Raw genomic sequence first — 17,530 nt, 5'->3', positions numbered from 1 at the left:
GCGGACGAACGAAGGAAGACGAAGCGACATGAACGATAACGGCGGCAGTCCGCGCAAGAGCAGTTTCGGTCAATCGTTGCGCGCGGTGTTCTGGTCGTTTTTCGGCGTGCGCAAGCGCCGCGATCTCGAGGCGGACGCGACGCAACTGAACCCGCTGCATGTGATCGTGGCGGCGCTGATCGGCGCGGCGGTTCTGATCGGGGTGCTGATTCTGGTCGTGCGCCTCGTGGTCGGTTGAGACAGTAGCAGGGCGCAGCACAGCAGAGAAGAGCCCACGAATTAGAGAGAAGCGGTGCGGTATCGACGCGCCGCCGAAGATACAGCCGGAGATTCCGGAACAACTGGACTGAAGTGGAGAATCAAGAATGAGCGGTCAAAACGAGAGCCCGTACTATTTCGTACCGCATCCGTCGCGGCATCCGATCAGCGCCGCTACGGGGTTGCTGGTCATGCTCGGATCGCTTGCGGCCTGGATCAACGACCATACCTGGGCGCCGCTTGGCGTGCTCATCGGTCTGCTGTGGCTGCTCTTTACGCTGTGGCATTGGTTCGGCGACGCGATCGCCGAGTCGGAAGGCGGCATGTACGGCAAGAACGTCGACCGGTCGTACCGCTGGAGCATGAGCTGGTTCATATTCTCCGAAGTGATGTTCTTCGGCGCATTCTTCGGCGCGCTGTTCTATGCCCGCGAAATCGCGCTGCATCAACTCGGCAGCCTCGACTACAAACTGATCTGGCCCGATTTCACGGCGGTGTGGCCGAACAACGGCCCGGCCGAACTCGTGGGCACCTTCAAGTCGATGCAGCCGTGGCCGGTGCCGACCATCAACACGGCGCTGCTGCTGTCGTCGGGTGCGACGCTGACGGTGTCGCACCACGCGCTGCGCGACAACCATCGCAAGAAGGCGATTGCGTGGCTCGCGGCGACAATCGTGCTGGGCGCGAGCTTCCTGTTCCTGCAGGGCTTCGAATACTTCCACGCGTACAACGAGCTGAACCTGACGCTGGCTTCGGGCATCTACGGTTCGACGTTCTTCCTGCTGACCGGCTTCCACGGCTTTCACGTGTTCCTCGGCGGCACGATGCTCTCCGTTGTGCTGGTGCGCCTGATTCGCGGCCACTTCACGCCGGAACATCACTTCGCGTTCGAAGGCGCGGCCTGGTACTGGCACTTCGTCGACGTCGTGTGGCTCGGGCTGTACGTCGTCGTGTACTGGCTGTAATGCGGCCAGATCCGTGCGCGCAACGCCGTTCAGGCGGCGCGCACGAGCAGTATGCAAGGCTGAATGCAGCGCCGCCCTCGACCTCTCAGGGCGGCGTTTTGTTTGGCGGCGAGGAAAATTTGCCGCTGACGGGGATGCGGCGGCGACCTATCCGCGAGCGTCAGCGCCCGTACGGAATCCCGGTCGACTGAATCCAGCCCATCCAGTGTGCGAACAGGATGAACAGGAACAGCGAGATCGACAGGCCCACCCGCGTGGCGAGTGACCAGACCATCCGCTTGGTCTTGCCCCTGTCGTGCATCATGAAATACAGCGCCGACGCCATGCTGGCGATGATGAGAGCAAAGGCGATGGGAACGATAATGTGCATGGAACCAACTGAAACCGGAAAGCGCAGTGGCAAGACATTCATTATCGCACCGCGAGCGGGCGTCTGCCGCAGGTTCCCGGCGGCCCTGAGCGCGATGCCGGAGCGCCCGCAATGAAGTTTCGCCTGATTCCCGCGCTGCTGATCCTGCTGGTCGTCGTCGTGACGATGCGGCTCGGTTTCTGGCAGCGCGATCGCGCGCATCAGAAGGAAGCGCTCGAGGCGCGCATCACGCAGTTCGAGAACGCGCCCGCGTTGCCGGTCAGCGCGGCGCCGCTCGCGCTGAAGGACGTCGAGTTTCATCGCGTGAAAGCGAGCGGCAGTTTCGTCACGGACAAGGTCGTGTACCTCGATAATCGTCCGTATAACGATCAGCCGGGCTTTTACGTCGTGATGCCTTTTAAACTCGCCGACGGCGGTTACGTGCTCGTCAATCGCGGCTGGCTGCCGCGCAACCTGAGCAATCGCGAGACCATCGCGCCGTACACGACGCCGCCGGGCGAGGTCGAGATCGAAGGGATTGCGCGTGCCGACGCGTCGCGCGCGTTCGAGCTCGGCGAGGGCGGATCGGCCGCGCATCGCCTGATCCGGCAGAATCTCGATGTCGGCTCGTACGCCGCGGAGACCGGGCTGCCGCTGCAATCGTTCGTGATCCAGCAGACCGGCGATGCCGGCGACGGCCTGGTGCGTGACTGGCCCGCACCGACCACCGGCGTCGAGCGCAACTACGGCTACATGCTGCAGTGGTGGGGCATGGCCGCCGCCGCGCTCGCCTTCGGTCTGTATGCGGCGCGCCGCGCGGGCAAAAAAGAGCACGCGCCGGGCGCGTGAGGAACGCAAGGCACGGCTCGCCGCCGTCCAAACATTGAAAGAGGTTCTGTAGTGTCGACTCAAACTCCCCGTTCGCCGGAAGCTGGCAAATCCAGCGGCAAACCCGCCGCGGCCAAAGCGATGCCCGGCCAACCGAACGGCCCGGGCTCGTGGCGGCGCGGCCGCTGGGTGCTGCTGCTGCTCGCGGTGATCTGCGCGGCGCCGATCGCGATCTCGTACTTCATGTACTTCGTCGTGAAGCCGACCGGCGGCAGCACGAACTACGGCGCGCTGATCGAGCCGCAACGGCCGATCCCGGACTCGCTCATGGTCACCGGCGCGGACGGCAAGCCGCTGAAGCTCGCCTCGCTGCATGGCCGCTGGCTCATGATCTCGGTGGACAACAGCGCGTGCGACCAAGCCTGCGTGACGAAGCTCTACTTCATGCGACAAATCCGCGCAGCTCAGGGGCCGGAACGCGAGCGCGTCATGGAAGTGTGGCTGCGCACCGATGCAGACAAGGTCGCGGACGTGATACAAACCGCCTACCCCAACACCGACATGCTGATCGCCGATCCGGCGCAGGTCGCCGCGTGGCTGCCTGCCGACACCGGCACGCGGATCACCGACCACATCTATCTGGTCGATCCGAACGGCAATCTGATGATGCGTTTTCCGAAAGACGCGAACCCGAGCAAGATCAAAGGCGACCTGACCAAGCTGCTCAAATGGTCGACCATCGGCTGACGCCCCAACCTGGGTAAATGAGATGTTCGTATTGCAACTGGGCCTGATCGGCTTGTGTATCGCGTTGCTGCCGCTGTCCTACGTGTGGGTCAAGGCCGACGACAACAAATTCCGCAAGCTGGTCTGGCTCACCACCTTCCTGACGCTCGATCTCGTGATGTTCGGCGGCTTCACGCGCCTCACCGATTCGGGCCTCGGCTGCCCGGATTGGCCCGGCTGCTACGGCACGTCGTCGCCGTTCATCGCGCACGCGGCGATCTCCGCGGCCTATCAGGCGATGCCGAGCGGCCCCGTCAGCATGACGAAGGCGTGGATCGAAATGATCCATCGCTACTTCGCGATGGCGATCGGCGTGCTGATCATCGCGCAGACGATCATTGCCTGGACGGCGCGTATCAAGCGTCGTCCGCTGCATGTGTCGCCGTGGTGGCCGACTTCGCTGCTGCTGCTGATCGTCGTGCAGGGCGTGTTCGGCGCGTGGACCGTGACCATGAGGCTGCAGCCGATCATCGTGACCACGCATCTGCTGCTCGGCCTGGCGCTGCTCGGCACGCTCGGCTGGCTCGCGGCGCGCTTGACGCCGCTGCCGGCCTACGAACCCGAGGCCGCGCGCTGGCGCGTGGCCGCGCTCGCGGGTCTCGCGCTGCTGGTACTGCAAATCGCGCTCGGTGGCTGGGTCAGCACGAACTACGCGGTGCTCGCGTGCACCGACTTCCCGACCTGCAACGGCCAATGGATTCCGCCGATGGACTTCGCGCACGGCTTCCACCTCTGGCGCGCGCTCGGCATGACCGGCGACGGCGACATGATTACGCAGGATGCGCTGGTCGCGATTCACTGGACGCATCGCACGTTCGCGTTCGCTGTGATCGCCTATCTGGTGTGGTTCGCGTTGAAGATGCGCCGCTTCGAGTCACTGCGGCGACCCGCCAACGGCGTGCTGCTGGTGGTGCTGATCCAGTTCGTCACCGGCTTGTCGAATATCGTGCTGCAATGGCCGTTACCGATTGCGGTCGCCCATAACGGCGGGGCCGCGATCCTGCTGCTGCTGCTCGTTATGTTAAACTTTCGGATCGCTTATAGCCGTCCCGGCCGCGCCGCGCTCCCTGCGCGCGAAGCCGCGCCAGCGTGACTCACATGGACAGCACAACACTCTCCCAAACGCCCGGCAGCCGGGTCTCCCAATATCTCGCACTGACCAAGCCGCGTGTTACGCAGCTTGCGGTGTTCTGCGCGGTCATCGGCATGTTCCTGTCGACGCCGGGCATGGTGCCATGGACCGTACTGATCGGCGGCACGGTCGGCATCTGGCTGCTGGCCGGCGCCGCGTTCGCGATCAACTGCCTCGTCGAGCAGCAGATCGACGCCAAAATGCGCCGCACGTCGTGGCGTCCGTCCGCGCGCGGCGAAATCACCACCCCGCAGATCCTGCTGTTCTCGGCCGTGCTCGGCGGCCTCGGCATGTGGACGCTGTACACGTTCGCCAATGCGCTGACCATGTGGCTCACGCTCGCCACGTTCGTCGGTTATGCGGTTATCTATACGCTGCTGCTGAAGCCAGCCACGCCGCAGAACATCGTGATCGGCGGCGCGTCGGGCGCGATGCCGCCCGCGCTCGGCTGGGCCGCGGTAACGGGCCACGTGCCCGCCGACGCGTGGATCCTCGTGCTGATCATCTTCGTGTGGACCCCGCCGCATTTCTGGGCGCTCGCGCTGTATCGCCGCAAGGACTACGAAAACGCCGGCCTGCCGATGCTGCCGAACACGCACGGCGAAAAGTACACGCGCCTGCATATCCTTCTCTACACGATCATCCTGTTCGCGGTCACGCTGATGCCGTTCATCTCCGGCATGAGCGGCGTCGTGTATCTCGCGTCGGCGGTGCTGCTCGGCGCCGTGTTTCTCGCTTATGCGTGGAAGATCTACCGGGAGTATTCGGACGAGCTCGCGCGCAAAACCTTCCGTTATTCGATCGTCTATCTGTCGCTGCTGTTCGCCGCGCTGCTGATCGACCACTACGCCCGCGTCGTGATAGGCGCGTAACACCATGCTCAACAATCGCTTTGCGCGCATTGCGCGCGCCGCTGTGATGGCTTGCACGCTCGGCGCGACGCTGGGCGGCACACTGTTGATGACGGGTTGCGGCAAGCAGCCGCCGGCTTTTACGAATCTCGACATCACCGGCAATACGCAATTCGCCAGCGATTTCTCGTTGCCCGACACGTCCGGCAAGATCCGCACGCTTGCCGACTACAAAGGCAAGGTCGTCGTGCTGTTCTTCGGCTATACACATTGCCCGGACGTCTGCCCGACGACGATGGCCGAGCTGTCACAGGCGTTACAGCAACTCGGTCCGGAGGACGCGAAGCGCGTGCAGGTGCTGTTCGTCACCGTCGACCTTGAGCGCGATACGCCGCAGTTGCTCGCGCAATACGTGCCGGCGTTCAATCCGAGCTTCGTGGGCTTGCGTCCCGCCAGCGAAGAACAGCTCGCGAAGGTCGCGAAAGACTTCCGCGTGTACTACGCGAAGGTCCCGGGCAAGACGCCCGACAGCTACACGATGGACCACACGGCCGCGAGCTATGTGTTCGACACGGACGGCAAGCTGCGTCTGTTCGCGCGCGATGGCCAAGGCGCGACACCATGGGTGCATGACCTCAAGCTGCTGCTTGATTGACGCGCATCGCAGGCGGCTTTTTAAAGCGGCGCCGCTCACGCCTCCCCGCATCCCTCCCCTCTTCGCCACTCGCGCTCAGACCGGAATCGGCAAATTCAGCCCCGGCGCGAGACGCGTCGTCTTGAACTCCGTCACCTCGTAGCGCGCGAGCTGTTGCAGGGCGAACGGATCGCTCGCGAGAATGCGATCCAGCCTGTCGCGCTCGATACGAACCGCGAGGATGATGCCGCCGTCGCGCGGCACTTTCGGCCCGGCCGCGACGAAGATGCCCGCGTCGAACTGCTCCGCGAGAAACGCGCGATGCGCGTCGAGCGCGTCGTCGATACGATCGAGCGGGGCGGTGTAGATCAGGTTGATCATGTACATGGTCGTTCTCAGGGGCGGGTGAGTGGGCCGTGCGCGGCTACGGCTCTGGATTATCGGTCAGCCGTAGGTTTTGCGTTGCGCTAGCCATTGCGCTTGCGCTCCGCATAACCATATGCGGTAAGGGTATTTCCCAGCTTGCCGCCCATATGAAAGAATTTTGGGCTTGGCCGACGGCGCGCCAGCACGAACCGGAGCGCCGCCCATTTCATCCGACTCCGACATCGATCGGAGCCATCGACTCAAACGTCGAACCGCAACAGCGAGAATCACATGCAGCGCAGAAATATCCTCAAAGCCCTCACCGCAGTCGTCGCCGGTGCGGCGATCCTGACCAGCTTCGGCGCGCACGCCGACGACAAGGTCATCAAGGTCGGCACGATCGGCGGCCCGGACGCGCAGATCTGGGAAGTCGTCACCAGGGTCGCGAAGCGCGAAGGCCTGAACGTGAAGGTCGTCGAGTTCAACGACTACATTCAGCCGAACGCCGCGCTCGACGCGGGCGACCTCGACGCCAACAGCTTCCAGCACCAGCCGTACCTCAATAGCCAGATCAAGCAGCGCGGCTACAAGCTCGTCAACGCGGGCCTCACGTACATCTCGCCGCTCGGCGCGTACTCGAAGAAGCTGAAGTCGTTGAAGGACCTGCCGCAGGGCGCGAAGGTCGCGGTGCCAAACGATCCGTCGAACGAAAATCGCGCACTGCTGTTGCTGCAGGCGCAAGGGCTGATCAAGCTGAAGGACGGCGCGGCCACAGGCGGCAACAACGCGACGCCGCTCGATGTCGTCGACAATCCGAAGAAGATCAGGTTCGTCGAGCTCGACGCCGCGCAACTGCCGCGTTCGCTCGCCGACGTCGACGCTGCCGTCATCAATACGAACTTCGCGCTGGCCGCCGGCCTGCAGCCGACCAAGGACGCGATCGCGCTCGAAGACATCCACAGCCCGAACGCGAACCTGATCGCCGTGCGCGCGAAGGACAAGGATCAGCCATGGGTGAAGAAGCTGGTCGCGGCGTATCAGTCGGAAGACGTGCGCCAGTTCATCAAGACGCAGTTCAAGGGTTCGATGGTGCCGTCGTTCTAAGCGACGCGTTCAGCGCGATCGCAAGCGCAGCCGCATGGCATCAGGAAAGGCACGCGCCGTACAGGCGCGTGCTTTTTTTATAGCTCCAGCTCCCATCTTTCGATTATCAGATCCTGGCCGAAGCGGCGCTGCGCCGCGCTGCCGGCCAACTCGAACCCAGCGCGCTCGCAAAGCCGCCGTGGCTCCGCCAATGCGCTCGCGGTGGTCAGCGTGAGCTTCGTGTAGCCCGCGCGCCGCGCGAAGCGCACGCATTCGCTGAGCAATTGCGTGCCGATGCCGAGCTTCCGCACGTCCGGTTCGACCCACAGCAGGCGCACGCCCGCGACCGTCGTCGAGACCCCGACGAGGCAAACCGAGCCGACCACCAGACCCTCCTGTTCGGCGATCCAGCACTTCTCGCGCAGCGGATCGTTGCGCTGCGCGTACTCGGCGACGACGCGCGCGAGCAAGCCCTCGAACGTGTGATCCAAGCCGTACTGCGCGGCGAACCACTGCGCCTGACGATGCACGAGCCAGCCACATTCGCCGGCGCGCGGCTGACGCAGCACCACGAGTTCGTGCTTCGGCTTGTCGCCGAGCAGGCGCTCGATCAGCTTCATCGCGGCGATCAACTGCTCCTGCGATAGCGCGCTGAGTCTGTCGAGCAGGCCGAGTGCTTCGTGGATGGCGGCGGCGTCGAGCGGCGCGTAGATCGCGTGGCCGTGCTCGGTGAGCGCGATCAGCGACTGGCGTGCGTCGGTGTCGGACGGACGGCGGGTGATCAGCTTGCGTCGCTCGAAACTGCTCAGCAGGCGGCTCAGATAGCCGCTATCGAGCCCGAGTGCGCGCCCGAGCACCGACGCGGTCTGCGCGCGGGCGCATGATAGCTCGTGTAGCACGCGCACTTCCGTCAGCGAGAACCCGCTTCGAGCCAGATGCTCGTGCAGGGCACCGATGCATTGGGTATAGAAGCGATTGAAATGGCGGACGGCCTGAGCGCGCCGCAGCGCCTCGGAATCTGTCAAGGGCGGCTCCCCGGGACTTTTTATGGTCGGTACAGCGCACTATATCGGCACGACCCTTATTTACAAAGCCACTCCACCCCCGCGAGACACCAACTGGTATTAAATAGGTATTGATTATTTGGGCTGTTGACACCACCAGGAGCCGATAACGACTCGCTGGTATCGTCAAATGCGTGCGATGCGGGAAAGTCCCTGGTCTGCCAATCCCTCCGAGGGAGCCCTTGAATCCCGCTGTGATCCCCACTCAGCAAGGCTTTCCGGCGATCCGGACCGGCATGGAACCAGCCCGTTGACTGGTATTATGTTGGTTATATAATGGGCTCTCAATTTTCCGGGCTGTACTGCTCACGGCGTCCCTGGAGCCCCATGGAAACTCGCTGGTCCGCATTGATGCCTGACGTGCGCAACGTCACGCCGCTCTACCTGCAGCTCGCGCGCAACCTGGCGACGGCGATCCATTGCGGCGTCTGGTCGGCCGGCGAGGCGCTGCCTTCCGAGCGTACGCTGTCCGACGCGATCGGCGTGTCGCGCGTCACCGCGCGCAAGGCGATCGAACTGCTGGTCGAGCAGGGGCTGATCCGGCGCTCGCGCGGCGCGGGCAGCTTCATCACGCCGCGCGTCGAAGATCCGCTGTCGCGTCTCACCGGCTTCACGAAGAAGATGCAGCAGCGCGGTTTCCGGCCCGATTCGGTCTGGCTCGAACGCGACGTGCGCGCCGCCAATCGCGACGAGCTGCTGCGCCTCGGCTTGTCACCCGGCGCGGCCGTCACGAGCCTGCGGCGGCTGCGGCGCGCGGACGGCATCGTGATGGCGGTCGAACATTCGGCGCTGCCGGTCGCGATCGTGCCTGATCCGCTGGTGATCGGCGACTCGCTGTACAGCTATCTCGAGCAGCGCGGCGCGGCGGTCGTGCGCGCGTTGCAGCACTTCCGCGCGGTCAACGCGTCGAGCGAAATCGCCGCGCTGATGGACATCGAACCGCGCACCGCGCTGCTGGTCATCACCCGGATCGGCTACAGCGCGGATCAACGCGCGATCGAGCTGACCGACACCTATTGCCGCGACGACTACTACGACTTCGTCGCTGAATTGCGTACCTGAGCTGCGCGGCCCTCGCAGGCCGCAAGTCCGGCGGACGCCATTTGCCGCATACGTATCACGCACCAGAGAGACTCATGCTGACCGGAAACATACTCACCACCGAAGGGTGGATCCACGGCACGCTCGAATACGAAAACGGCCGCATCACGACGCTGTCCGGCGAGCGCGTCGATCCGTCGACGAACGACGCACCGTACATCCTGCCCGGCTTCATCGATCTGCACGTGCATGGCGGTGGCGGCGCCGACGTGATGGAAGCTGGCGACGCGATCGAAACGATCACCCGCACGCATGCGCGCTACGGCACCACGAGCCTGCTCGCAACGACCATGACCGCGCCGCGCGACGAGCTGATGAACGTCGTCGCCGGGCTCGGCAACGTCACGCGGGTGCGCACGCCGGGTTGCGCGCGCGTGCTCGGCGTGCATCTGGAAGGACCGTACATCAACCCCGGCAAGCTCGGCGCGCAGCCCGACGCGGCGGTATCGGCGGTGTTGGACGAGGTGCTCAGATATCTGTCGATCGCGCCGATCCGCGTCGTCACGCTGGCGCCCGAGATCGCCGGCCACATGGAGATCATCTCGGAGATGGCGGCGCGCGGCGTACGCGTGCAGCTCGGCCATTCGCTCGGCACCTACGACGACGCGGTCGCCGCGCTCAAGCACGGCGCGTGCGGCTTCACGCATCTGTTCAACGCGATGTCGCCGCTGCATCACCGCAACCCTGGCCTCGTCGGCGCTGCGCTTGCGCACGCCGAATACGCCGAAATCATTCCCGACCTGCTGCACGTGCATCCGGGGGCGATCCGCACCGCGCTGCGCGCGATTCCGCGCCTGTATGTGGTGACGGACAGCACGTCGGCCACCGGCATGCCCGACGGCGAATACCGCCTCGGCAGCCAGCACGTAACCAAGTGCCTCGGCGGCGTACGTCTGGCCGACGGCACGCTCGCGGGCAGCACGCTGACGATGGATCAGGCGCTGCGCAATCTCGTCTCGATCGGCCTGCCGATCGCCGATGTATCCCACCGTTTGTCACGCTACGCCGCCGACTATCTCGGCATCGAGGACCGCGGCCGCATCGCGCGCGGTGCGTGGGCCGACGTGGTCGTATTCGACCGCGAGCTGGCGCTGAACGCGACCTACGTCGAAGGAGAAGCCATTGTCGAATATGCTTAAGGAAGCGCTCGCGTCCGCCGCAACAGTAGCCGGGCAGCTCAAGGACACCTCGCATGTCGCGGCGCTCGCCGCGAAGCTCGCGCAACAGCCGCGCCATGTCGCGCTGACCGTCGCGCGCGGCAGCTCGGACCATGCCGCCAGCTACTTTGCATCGCTGACGATGAGCCGCCTCGGCGTGCCGGTTGCGTCGCTGCCGATGTCGGTCGCGACGCTGCAGCAGGCGCCGCTGCAGGTGCGCGACCAGCTTGCGCTCGCGTTTTCGCAATCGGGCAAGAGCCCCGACCTCGTCGGCACGATGAACGCGTTGCGCGCGGCCGGTGCATTGACGGTCGCCGCCGTGAACGCACCGAGCTCGCCGCTCGCCGACGCGTGCGAATGGCATCTGCCGCTCGTAGCCGGTCCCGAGCTGAGCGTCGCGGCGACCAAGAGCTATATCGCCATGCTGTCGATCTCCGCGCAGCTGGTTGCGCATTGGCAGAACGACGCCGAGTTGCTCGATGGACTGAATACGCTGCCCGACGCGCTGGAACGCGCGGGCCGGCTCGACTGGTCGATGGCCGTGAACGAGGTGCGCGGTATCGAACGGATGATCGTGATTGGCCGCGGTCTTGGCCTCGCGATCGCGCAGGAAGCCGCGCTGAAGCTGAAGGAAACTTCCGGCATCCAGGCCGAAGCGTTTTCGAGCGCGGAAGTGCGTCATGGTCCGATGGAGCTGATCGACCGCGACTATCCGCTGCTCGTGTTCGCGCCGCGTGGCCCGGAGCAGGCGGGTCTGCTGCAGCTCGCGCACGACATGAGCGCGCGCGGCGCGCGCGTGCTGCTCGCGGCGCCCGATGACGTCGCGCAAGCCTCGCTGCCGCTCGTCGCCACCGCACACGCGGCGCTCGATCCGATCGCCGCCATCCTGTCCTTTTACGTGATGGCCGCGGATCTTGCCGCCGCGCGCGGGCGCAATCCCGACGCGCCTCGCCATCTCAACAAAGTCACCGAAACTCACTGACGAGAATGACGATGCGACGTGTCGAGAAGTCCAATCTGATGAGCCATTCCGAGAATCACATTGTTTTGCTTGCACCGCTGACCGGACCGGTCGTGCCGCTCGCGAAGGTGCCGGACCCGGTGTTTTCGGGCGGCATGTTCGGCGACGGCATCGGCGTCGATCCGCTCGAGGGTCGGCTCGTCGCGCCATGCGACGGCGTCGTCACGCATCTCGCGCGCACCGGCCACGCGGTAACGCTCGAGAGCGCCGAGGGCGCGCAGATTCTGCTGCATATCGGTATCGACACCGTCGGACTGAACGGCAAGGGTTTTGCGCCGATGGTCGAGCAGGGCGCGCAGGTGCGCGCCGGTGACGTGCTGATCGAGTTCGATCTGGATCAGATCGCGCTGAATGCGCCGAGCCTCGTCTCGGTGATTGCGATTGCGAATTCGGATGCGTTCGAGGTCATCGAGCGGGCGCCGAGCGGGCATGTCAAGGCCGGCGAAACGACGCTGCTGGTGCTGCGCGCGCGCGAGGGCGTCAGCCACGACGCGGTGCGCGAGGCGAGCGCCGCGCAGGTGATGGACGAAGCGCGCCGGCAGATCACGCTGACGCACGCGGGCGGCCTGCATGCGCGGCCCGCGGCGCGGGCGCGCGAAGCGGCGCGCCGCTTCGACGCACGGGTCGAGGTGCGGTACGACGGGCGCAAGGCGTCGATCGAAAGCGTGGTGGGTTTGCTTGGACTCGGTGCCGGCGAAGGCGCAAGCGTCGAGTTGCTCGGCGTCGGTCCGCACGCGCAGGCGGCGGTCGATGCAATCGCTGACGAACTGACGCGCGAAGCGCACGGCGAGGTCGAACCGAAGCGCGAACAGAAAGCGGCGCGGCCCGCGGCAGTCGTTGCGGCGCCCGCCGCGGGCGAGCCGCTCCCGCCGAACACGCTCGCGGGCGTGTGCGCCGCGCCGGGCATCGCGCTCGGCAAGCTGGTGCGCTGGGACGACGCGGATCTCGAGCCGCCGGAACAGGCGAGCGGCACGTCGGCGGCGGAAAGCCGTCTGCTCGACAAGGCGATCGCGACCGTCGACGCCGATCTCGACACGATCGTGCGCGATGCGTCGCAACGCGGCTCGGTCGGCGAGGCGGGGATTTTCGCGGTGCATCGCGTGCTGCTCGAAGATCCGACACTGCTCGACGCCGCGCGCGATCTGATCAGCCTCGGCAAGAGCGCCGGTTTTGCGTGGCGCGAAGCGATCCGCGCGCAAGTAGGCATTCTGAGTAATGTGGAGGACGCACTGCTCGCCGAGCGGGCCGCCGATCTGCGCGACATCGAAAAGCGCGTGCAGCGCGCGCTCGGCTACACGAGCAGCGCGGCTCGCACCCTGCCGGACGAGGCGGTGCTCGCGGCCGACGAATTCACGCCATCGGATCTGTCGTCGCTCGATCGCACGCGCGTGACCGCGCTCGTGATGGCACGCGGCGGCGCGACCTCGCACGCGGCGATTCTCGCGCGTCAGGCGGGCATTCCGGCGCTGGTCGCGCTCGGCGACGCGTTGCATGCGATACCCGAGGGCACTCAGGTGGTGGTGAACGCGAGCACCGGCCGGCTCGAATTCGCGCCGACTGAACTCGACGTCGAACGCGCGCGACGCGAACGCGGCCGCCTCGCCGACGTGCGCGAAGCGAATCGCCGCACCTCGCAGCAGGCAGCGGCGACCGCCGACGGCCGCGCGATCGAAGTGGCCGCCAACATCGCCACACTCGACGACGCGAACGCCGCGGTCGACAACGGCGCGGACGCGGTCGGCCTGCTGCGCACCGAGCTGCTGTTCATCCACCGCCCGGCCGCGCCGAGCGCGGACGAGCATCGCCACAGCTATCAGGCGATCGTCGATGCGTTGCGCGGCCGCGCCGCGATCATCCGCACGCTCGACGTCGGCGCGGACAAGGAAGTCGATTATCTGACGCTGCCGCCCGAGCCGAACCCCGCACTCGGCCTGCGCGGCGTGCGCCTCGCGCAGGTGCGCCCCGATCTGCTCGACGACCAGTTGCGTGGCCTGCTCGCGGTGCGTCCGGTCGGCGCCGTGCGCATCCTGCTGCCGATGGTCACCGATGCGGGCGAACTGATCCGCATCCGCAAGCGTATCGACGAGCTTGCACGCGAAGCGGGTAGATCGGAGCCGGTCGAAGTTGGCGTGATGATCGAAGTGCCGTCGGCTGCATTGCTCGCCGATCAGCTCGCGCAGCACGCCGATTTCCTGTCGATCGGCACCAACGACCTGACCCAATACACGCTCGCGATGGACCGCTGCCAACCCGATCTGGCGGCGCAGGCGGACGGCCTGCATCCGGCGGTGCTGCGCCTGATCGCGGCGACCGTCGAAGGTGCCGCGAAGCACGGCAAATGGGTCGGCGTGTGCGGCGCGCTCGCCGGCGACCCGCTTGCGATGCCGCTGCTGGTGGGCCTCGGTGTGACCGAGCTGTCGGTCGATCCGGTCTCCGTGCCAGGCATCAAGGCACGCGTGCGCACGCTCGACTATCAGCTGTGTCGCCAGCGCGCCCGCGATGCGCTAGCGCTCGACTCGGCGCAGGCGGTCAGAGCCGCAAGCCGCGCCACGTGGCCCCTCGATTGAAACACTAGCGAATTTGAGAAGCCGCACGCCGTGCGCCCGGCAGCACGTCTGCCTTCACGCGCGGCGCGATTCTCCGTATAGCTGCACCACTCAACCAAGACCTACCCCTACGAGACAAAATTGGAGATACCGATGGATGGAAATCCGTTTCTGAAGATTCAGCGCCTGGGACGCGCGCTGATGCTGCCGATCGCGGTGCTACCGGTGGCCGGCCTGTTGCTGCGGCTCGGCCAGCCCGACGTGTTCAACATCAAGATGATCGCCGATGCGGGCGGCGCGATCTTCGACAACCTGCCGCTCCTGTTCGCGATCGGCGTGGCGGTCGGCTTCGCGAAAGACAACAACGGCGTCGCGGGTCTGGCTGGCGCGATCGGCTATCTGGTGCAGATCGCGGTGATGAAGGACATCAACGACAAGCTCAACATGGGCGTGCTGTCGGGGATCATCGCGGGCATCGTCGCGGGGCTGCTGTACAACCGCTACAAGGACATCAAGCTGCCCGACTACCTGGCGTTCTTCGGCGGCAAACGCTTCGTGCCGATCGTGACAGGGGTGGTCTGCGTGGTGCTAGGCATCGTATTCGGGCATGTGTGGGAGCCGGTGCAGAACGCGATCGACGTGGCCGGCCACTGGCTCACGACGGCCGGCGCGCTCGGCGCCTTCGTGTTCGGCGTGCTGAACCGGTTGCTGCTCGTCACGGGCTTGCATCACATCCTCAACTCGCTGACGTGGTTCGTGTTCGGCACCTTCACGCCGGCGGGCGGTGCGCCCGTCACGGGCGACCTGCACCGCTTCTTCGCTGGCGATCCGACCGCGGGCACCTTCATGACCGGCTTCTTCCCGGTGATGATGTTCGGCCTGCCGGCCGCATGTCTCGCGATGTATCACGAGGCGCCGAAAGAGCGTCGCGCGATGGTGTTCGGCCTGCTGTTTTCGATGGCGCTCACGTCGTTCCTGACCGGTGTGACCGAGCCGATCGAGTTCAGCTTCATGTTCCTCGCGCCGGTGCTGTATGCGATCCACGCGCTGCTGACGGGTCTGTCGCTCGCGATCTGCTCGGCGCTCGGGATTCACCTCGGCTTCACGTTCTCGGCGGGCTTCATCGACTACGTGCTGAACTTCGGTTTGTCGACGAAGGGCTGGTGGGCGATTCCGCTCGGCATCGTGTACTCGGTCGTGTACTACGGTCTGTTCCGCTTCTTCATCCGTAAGTTCAACATGGCGACGCCGGGCCGTGAGCCCGCCGCTGCCGACGAGCAGGTCGAGTCGTTCGCGGCGCGCGGTTTCGTCGCGCCGGCGGCTGGTGCGGCCGTGCCGCGTGCGCAGCGCTATATCGCGGCGCTCGGTGGCGCGGCGAATCTGTCGGTCGTGGATGCGTGCACGACGCGTCTGCGTCTGTCTGTCGTCGATACGGGGAAGGTCTCCGAAAGCGAACTGAAGTCGATCGGTGCGCGCGGTGTGCTCAAGCGCGGCACGAACAACGTGCAGGTGATCATCGGACCGGAGGCGGACATCATCGCCGATGAGATGCGTACGGCGATCGCGCAGGGTCAGGGCGACGCGGTGAAGGTGGCGCGTGTTGCTGTATCGGCGCCGGCTGCTGCCGCGGCGGCTACCGCTGCCGCGCCGGTCGCGCGAAACGCTGGGCACGCCGATGACGCGCAAGGCGGTCCGCTCGATCCCGATCCGCTGCGCTGGCTCGCCGTGCTCGGCGGCGTGGGCAACGTGATGTCGCTCGATGCGGTCGCGGCGACGCGTCTGCGGGTAGTCGTGCGCGATCCGTCGGCGGTCGATCGTCAGCGCCTCGCGACGCTCGATACCGCGTGGGTGTCGACCGACACGTTCCATATCGTCGTCGGCGAGGCCGCGCAGCGCTATGCGCAGAAGCTGGCCGAGCGCCTGTCGTCGCAAGGCGGCGGCGCGGGCGCGGCGCCGGTGCCGGCGTGATCGGTTGATGGCTGTCGAGCGCTGTTGAGTTGCACGGCGATCGCAGCACGCCAATAAAAAAGCGGCACCTGGTCCCAAGGTGCCGCTTTCGCGTTTACGACCAGTCCCTAGCGAGTCCCCCGCTTTGCCGAGCGCGCCACCTCGCGCGATTCGAGCCACATCACATTGACGACACCGAACGCCAGCGCGACGCCAACGCCGAGAATCCAGCTGAAATACCACATCGCCAACTCCTGTTTTCTGTTGAAGCGTCGTGCCGGTCAATACATCGAATGGTGGTTTTCCTTGATCGCCGCGGCGGTCACCTTGCCGCGCATCACGCGATACACCCAGCCCGTATAGAGCAGGATGATCGGCAGGAACACGATGACGGCGAACAGCATGATCTCGAGCGTCATGCGGCTCGACGTCGAATCCCACATGGTCAGACTGCTGCGGCCGTCGAGTGACGATGGCATGATGAACGGGAACATCGAGAAGCCCGCGGTCAAGATCACGCCGACGATCATCAACGACGTCGACAGAAACGCCGTCGCCTCGAAGCGCGAACGCGCGAGCAGCACCGCGAGCACCCCGCCGAGGAGACCCGCGAGCGGCGCAACCGCCATCCACGGGTAGAGCGCGTAGTTGTTCAGCCACAAACCCGGCGCGCCGATCACGGTCTTCATCAACGGATTGGAGACGGCGTCGAGCGGCGGCGCGTCGACGATCTGATAGCCGCCGATCATCGTCGCGACGAGCGCACCCGCGACGAGAAACAACACCACCGTGCACAGCGCCGCGAGCCGCAGCGCCTTCGACGCGCGCTCGTGAACCACCCCATCGGTCTTCCACTTGACGAACGCGGCGCCGTGCGCGGCTAGCATCGACACGCTGACGAGTCCCGTCAGCAGCGCGAACGGATTGAGCAGGCCGAAGAAGCTGCCGTGATAGGTGACGCGCAGATCGGTATCGAACGAGAACGGCACGCCTTGCAGCAGATTGCCGAACGCGACACCGAACACCAGCGCCGGCACGAAGCCGCCGATAAAGAGGCCCCAGTCCCACGCGTTGCGCCAGCGCGGATCCTCGCGCTTGCCGCGATAGTCGAAGCCGACCGGGCGGAAGAACAGCGCGAACAGCACGAGCAGCATCGCGAAGTAGAATCCCGAGAAGGATGCCGCGTAGGCGAGCGGCCACGCGGCGAACATCGCGGCGGCCGCGGTCACGAACCAGACCTGGTTGCCTTCCCACGTCGCGCCGACCGTGTTCACGACGATGCGTCGCTCGGAGTCGGTGTTGGCGATGAACGGCAGCAGGATCGCCGCCCCCATGTCGAAGCCGTCGGTGAGCGCGAAGACGATCAGCAGTACACCTATCAACACCCACCAGATCAGTCTGAGAGCTGCGTAGTCCATATGGGTTTCTCCTCCGGGGCGGTG

General features: G+C 65.7%; 18 protein-coding genes. 13 read left to right on the top strand and 5 right to left on the bottom strand.

Annotation, left to right across the window (positions count from 1 at the left end):
- The first annotated feature begins 28 nt into the window (after positions 1-28).
- Entirely contained in the window at positions 29-238 is a 210-nt protein-coding gene (locus OKW39_RS10385; RefSeq protein WP_090802890.1) for a DUF2970 domain-containing protein, read from the top strand.
- Positions 239-365: 127 nt separating this feature from the next.
- A complete protein-coding gene (locus OKW39_RS10380) occupies positions 366-1,223 on the top strand; it encodes a cytochrome c oxidase subunit 3 (protein ID WP_429335693.1) in 858 nt (285 codons plus the stop codon).
- 160 nt (positions 1,224-1,383) lie between these two features.
- Here OKW39_RS10380 and OKW39_RS10375 read toward each other — a convergent pair whose 3' ends face one another.
- Complete coding sequence (locus OKW39_RS10375; protein ID WP_429562599.1) at positions 1,384-1,593, bottom strand: twin transmembrane helix small protein; 210 nt, start codon at positions 1,591-1,593, stop codon at positions 1,384-1,386.
- Positions 1,594-1,704: 111 nt separating this feature from the next.
- Between OKW39_RS10375 and OKW39_RS10370 the strand changes: the two genes are divergently transcribed.
- From OKW39_RS10370 to OKW39_RS10350, 5 genes are read left to right on the top strand one after another with little or no spacing between them, the layout of a single operon-like run.
- Complete coding sequence (locus OKW39_RS10370; protein WP_429562598.1) at positions 1,705-2,421, top strand: SURF1 family protein; 717 nt, start codon at positions 1,705-1,707, stop codon at positions 2,419-2,421.
- Between the two features lie 51 nt (positions 2,422-2,472).
- Entirely contained in the window at positions 2,473-3,147 is a 675-nt protein-coding gene (locus tag OKW39_RS10365; RefSeq protein ID WP_184066991.1) for an SCO family protein, read from the top strand.
- Between the two features lie 22 nt (positions 3,148-3,169).
- Entirely contained in the window at positions 3,170-4,279 is a 1,110-nt protein-coding gene (locus tag OKW39_RS10360) for a COX15/CtaA family protein (RefSeq protein ID WP_090802896.1), read from the top strand.
- Positions 4,280-4,284: 5 nt separating this feature from the next.
- Entirely contained in the window at positions 4,285-5,190 is a 906-nt protein-coding gene (gene cyoE / locus OKW39_RS10355) for a heme o synthase (protein ID WP_090802898.1), read from the top strand.
- Between the two features lie 4 nt (positions 5,191-5,194).
- Positions 5,195-5,824 carry an SCO family protein gene (locus OKW39_RS10350; RefSeq protein ID WP_429362440.1) on the top strand — a complete coding sequence of 210 codons (630 nt, stop codon included), beginning with the start codon at positions 5,195-5,197 and terminating at the stop codon, positions 5,822-5,824.
- Between the two features lie 75 nt (positions 5,825-5,899).
- Here OKW39_RS10350 and OKW39_RS10345 read toward each other — a convergent pair whose 3' ends face one another.
- Positions 5,900-6,190 (bottom strand): YciI family protein, encoded by a 291-nt coding sequence (locus OKW39_RS10345; RefSeq protein ID WP_090802901.1) that lies wholly within the window; start codon positions 6,188-6,190, stop codon positions 5,900-5,902.
- A gap of 270 nt (positions 6,191-6,460) precedes the next feature.
- On the opposite strand from OKW39_RS10345, the gene OKW39_RS10340 reads away from it, so the two are divergent.
- Positions 6,461-7,273 carry a MetQ/NlpA family ABC transporter substrate-binding protein gene (locus tag OKW39_RS10340; RefSeq protein WP_429562597.1) on the top strand — a complete coding sequence of 271 codons (813 nt, stop codon included), beginning with the start codon at positions 6,461-6,463 and terminating at the stop codon, positions 7,271-7,273.
- 77 nt (positions 7,274-7,350) lie between these two features.
- Here OKW39_RS10340 and OKW39_RS10335 read toward each other — a convergent pair whose 3' ends face one another.
- Entirely contained in the window at positions 7,351-8,277 is a 927-nt protein-coding gene (locus tag OKW39_RS10335) for a bifunctional helix-turn-helix transcriptional regulator/GNAT family N-acetyltransferase (protein WP_429562596.1), read from the bottom strand.
- A 366-nt stretch (positions 8,278-8,643) separates the two neighbouring features.
- Between OKW39_RS10335 and OKW39_RS10330 the strand changes: the two genes are divergently transcribed.
- From OKW39_RS10330 to nagE, 5 genes are all read left to right on the top strand, one after another.
- Positions 8,644-9,378 carry a GntR family transcriptional regulator gene (locus tag OKW39_RS10330; RefSeq protein ID WP_184067009.1) on the top strand — a complete coding sequence of 245 codons (735 nt, stop codon included), beginning with the start codon at positions 8,644-8,646 and terminating at the stop codon, positions 9,376-9,378.
- A 74-nt stretch (positions 9,379-9,452) separates the two neighbouring features.
- Entirely contained in the window at positions 9,453-10,556 is a 1,104-nt protein-coding gene (gene nagA, locus OKW39_RS10325) for an N-acetylglucosamine-6-phosphate deacetylase (protein WP_429362435.1), read from the top strand.
- Complete coding sequence (locus tag OKW39_RS10320; protein ID WP_429562595.1) at positions 10,540-11,556, top strand: SIS domain-containing protein; 1,017 nt, start codon at positions 10,540-10,542, stop codon at positions 11,554-11,556. The genes nagA and OKW39_RS10320 overlap by 17 nt, the downstream gene beginning before the upstream one ends.
- 11 nt (positions 11,557-11,567) lie before the next feature.
- Positions 11,568-14,162: a phosphoenolpyruvate--protein phosphotransferase gene (ptsP, locus tag OKW39_RS10315; RefSeq protein ID WP_429562594.1), complete on the top strand. Its 2,595-nt coding sequence runs from the start codon at positions 11,568-11,570 to the stop codon at positions 14,160-14,162.
- Between the two features lie 132 nt (positions 14,163-14,294).
- Positions 14,295-16,109, top strand: coding sequence for an N-acetylglucosamine-specific PTS transporter subunit IIBC (nagE, locus tag OKW39_RS10310; protein ID WP_429362432.1), 1,815 nt, complete (start codon positions 14,295-14,297; stop codon positions 16,107-16,109).
- A gap of 107 nt (positions 16,110-16,216) precedes the next feature.
- Here nagE and cydX read toward each other — a convergent pair whose 3' ends face one another.
- Positions 16,217-16,333 (bottom strand): cytochrome bd-I oxidase subunit CydX, encoded by a 117-nt coding sequence (gene cydX, locus OKW39_RS10305; protein ID WP_184062516.1) that lies wholly within the window; start codon positions 16,331-16,333, stop codon positions 16,217-16,219.
- A 36-nt stretch (positions 16,334-16,369) separates the two neighbouring features.
- Positions 16,370-17,506: a cytochrome d ubiquinol oxidase subunit II gene (gene cydB / locus OKW39_RS10300; RefSeq protein WP_429362430.1), complete on the bottom strand. Its 1,137-nt coding sequence runs from the start codon at positions 17,504-17,506 to the stop codon at positions 16,370-16,372.
- Positions 17,507-17,530: the final 24 nt, after the last annotated feature.

The sequence above is a fragment of the Paraburkholderia sp. MM6662-R1 genome, from assembly GCF_050436245.1.
GTDB classification, from domain to species: domain Bacteria; phylum Pseudomonadota; class Gammaproteobacteria; order Burkholderiales; family Burkholderiaceae; genus Paraburkholderia; species Paraburkholderia tuberum.
The sequence above is the reverse complement of the archived record's forward strand: the minus strand, read 5'-3'. Positions and strand labels throughout refer to the sequence as shown.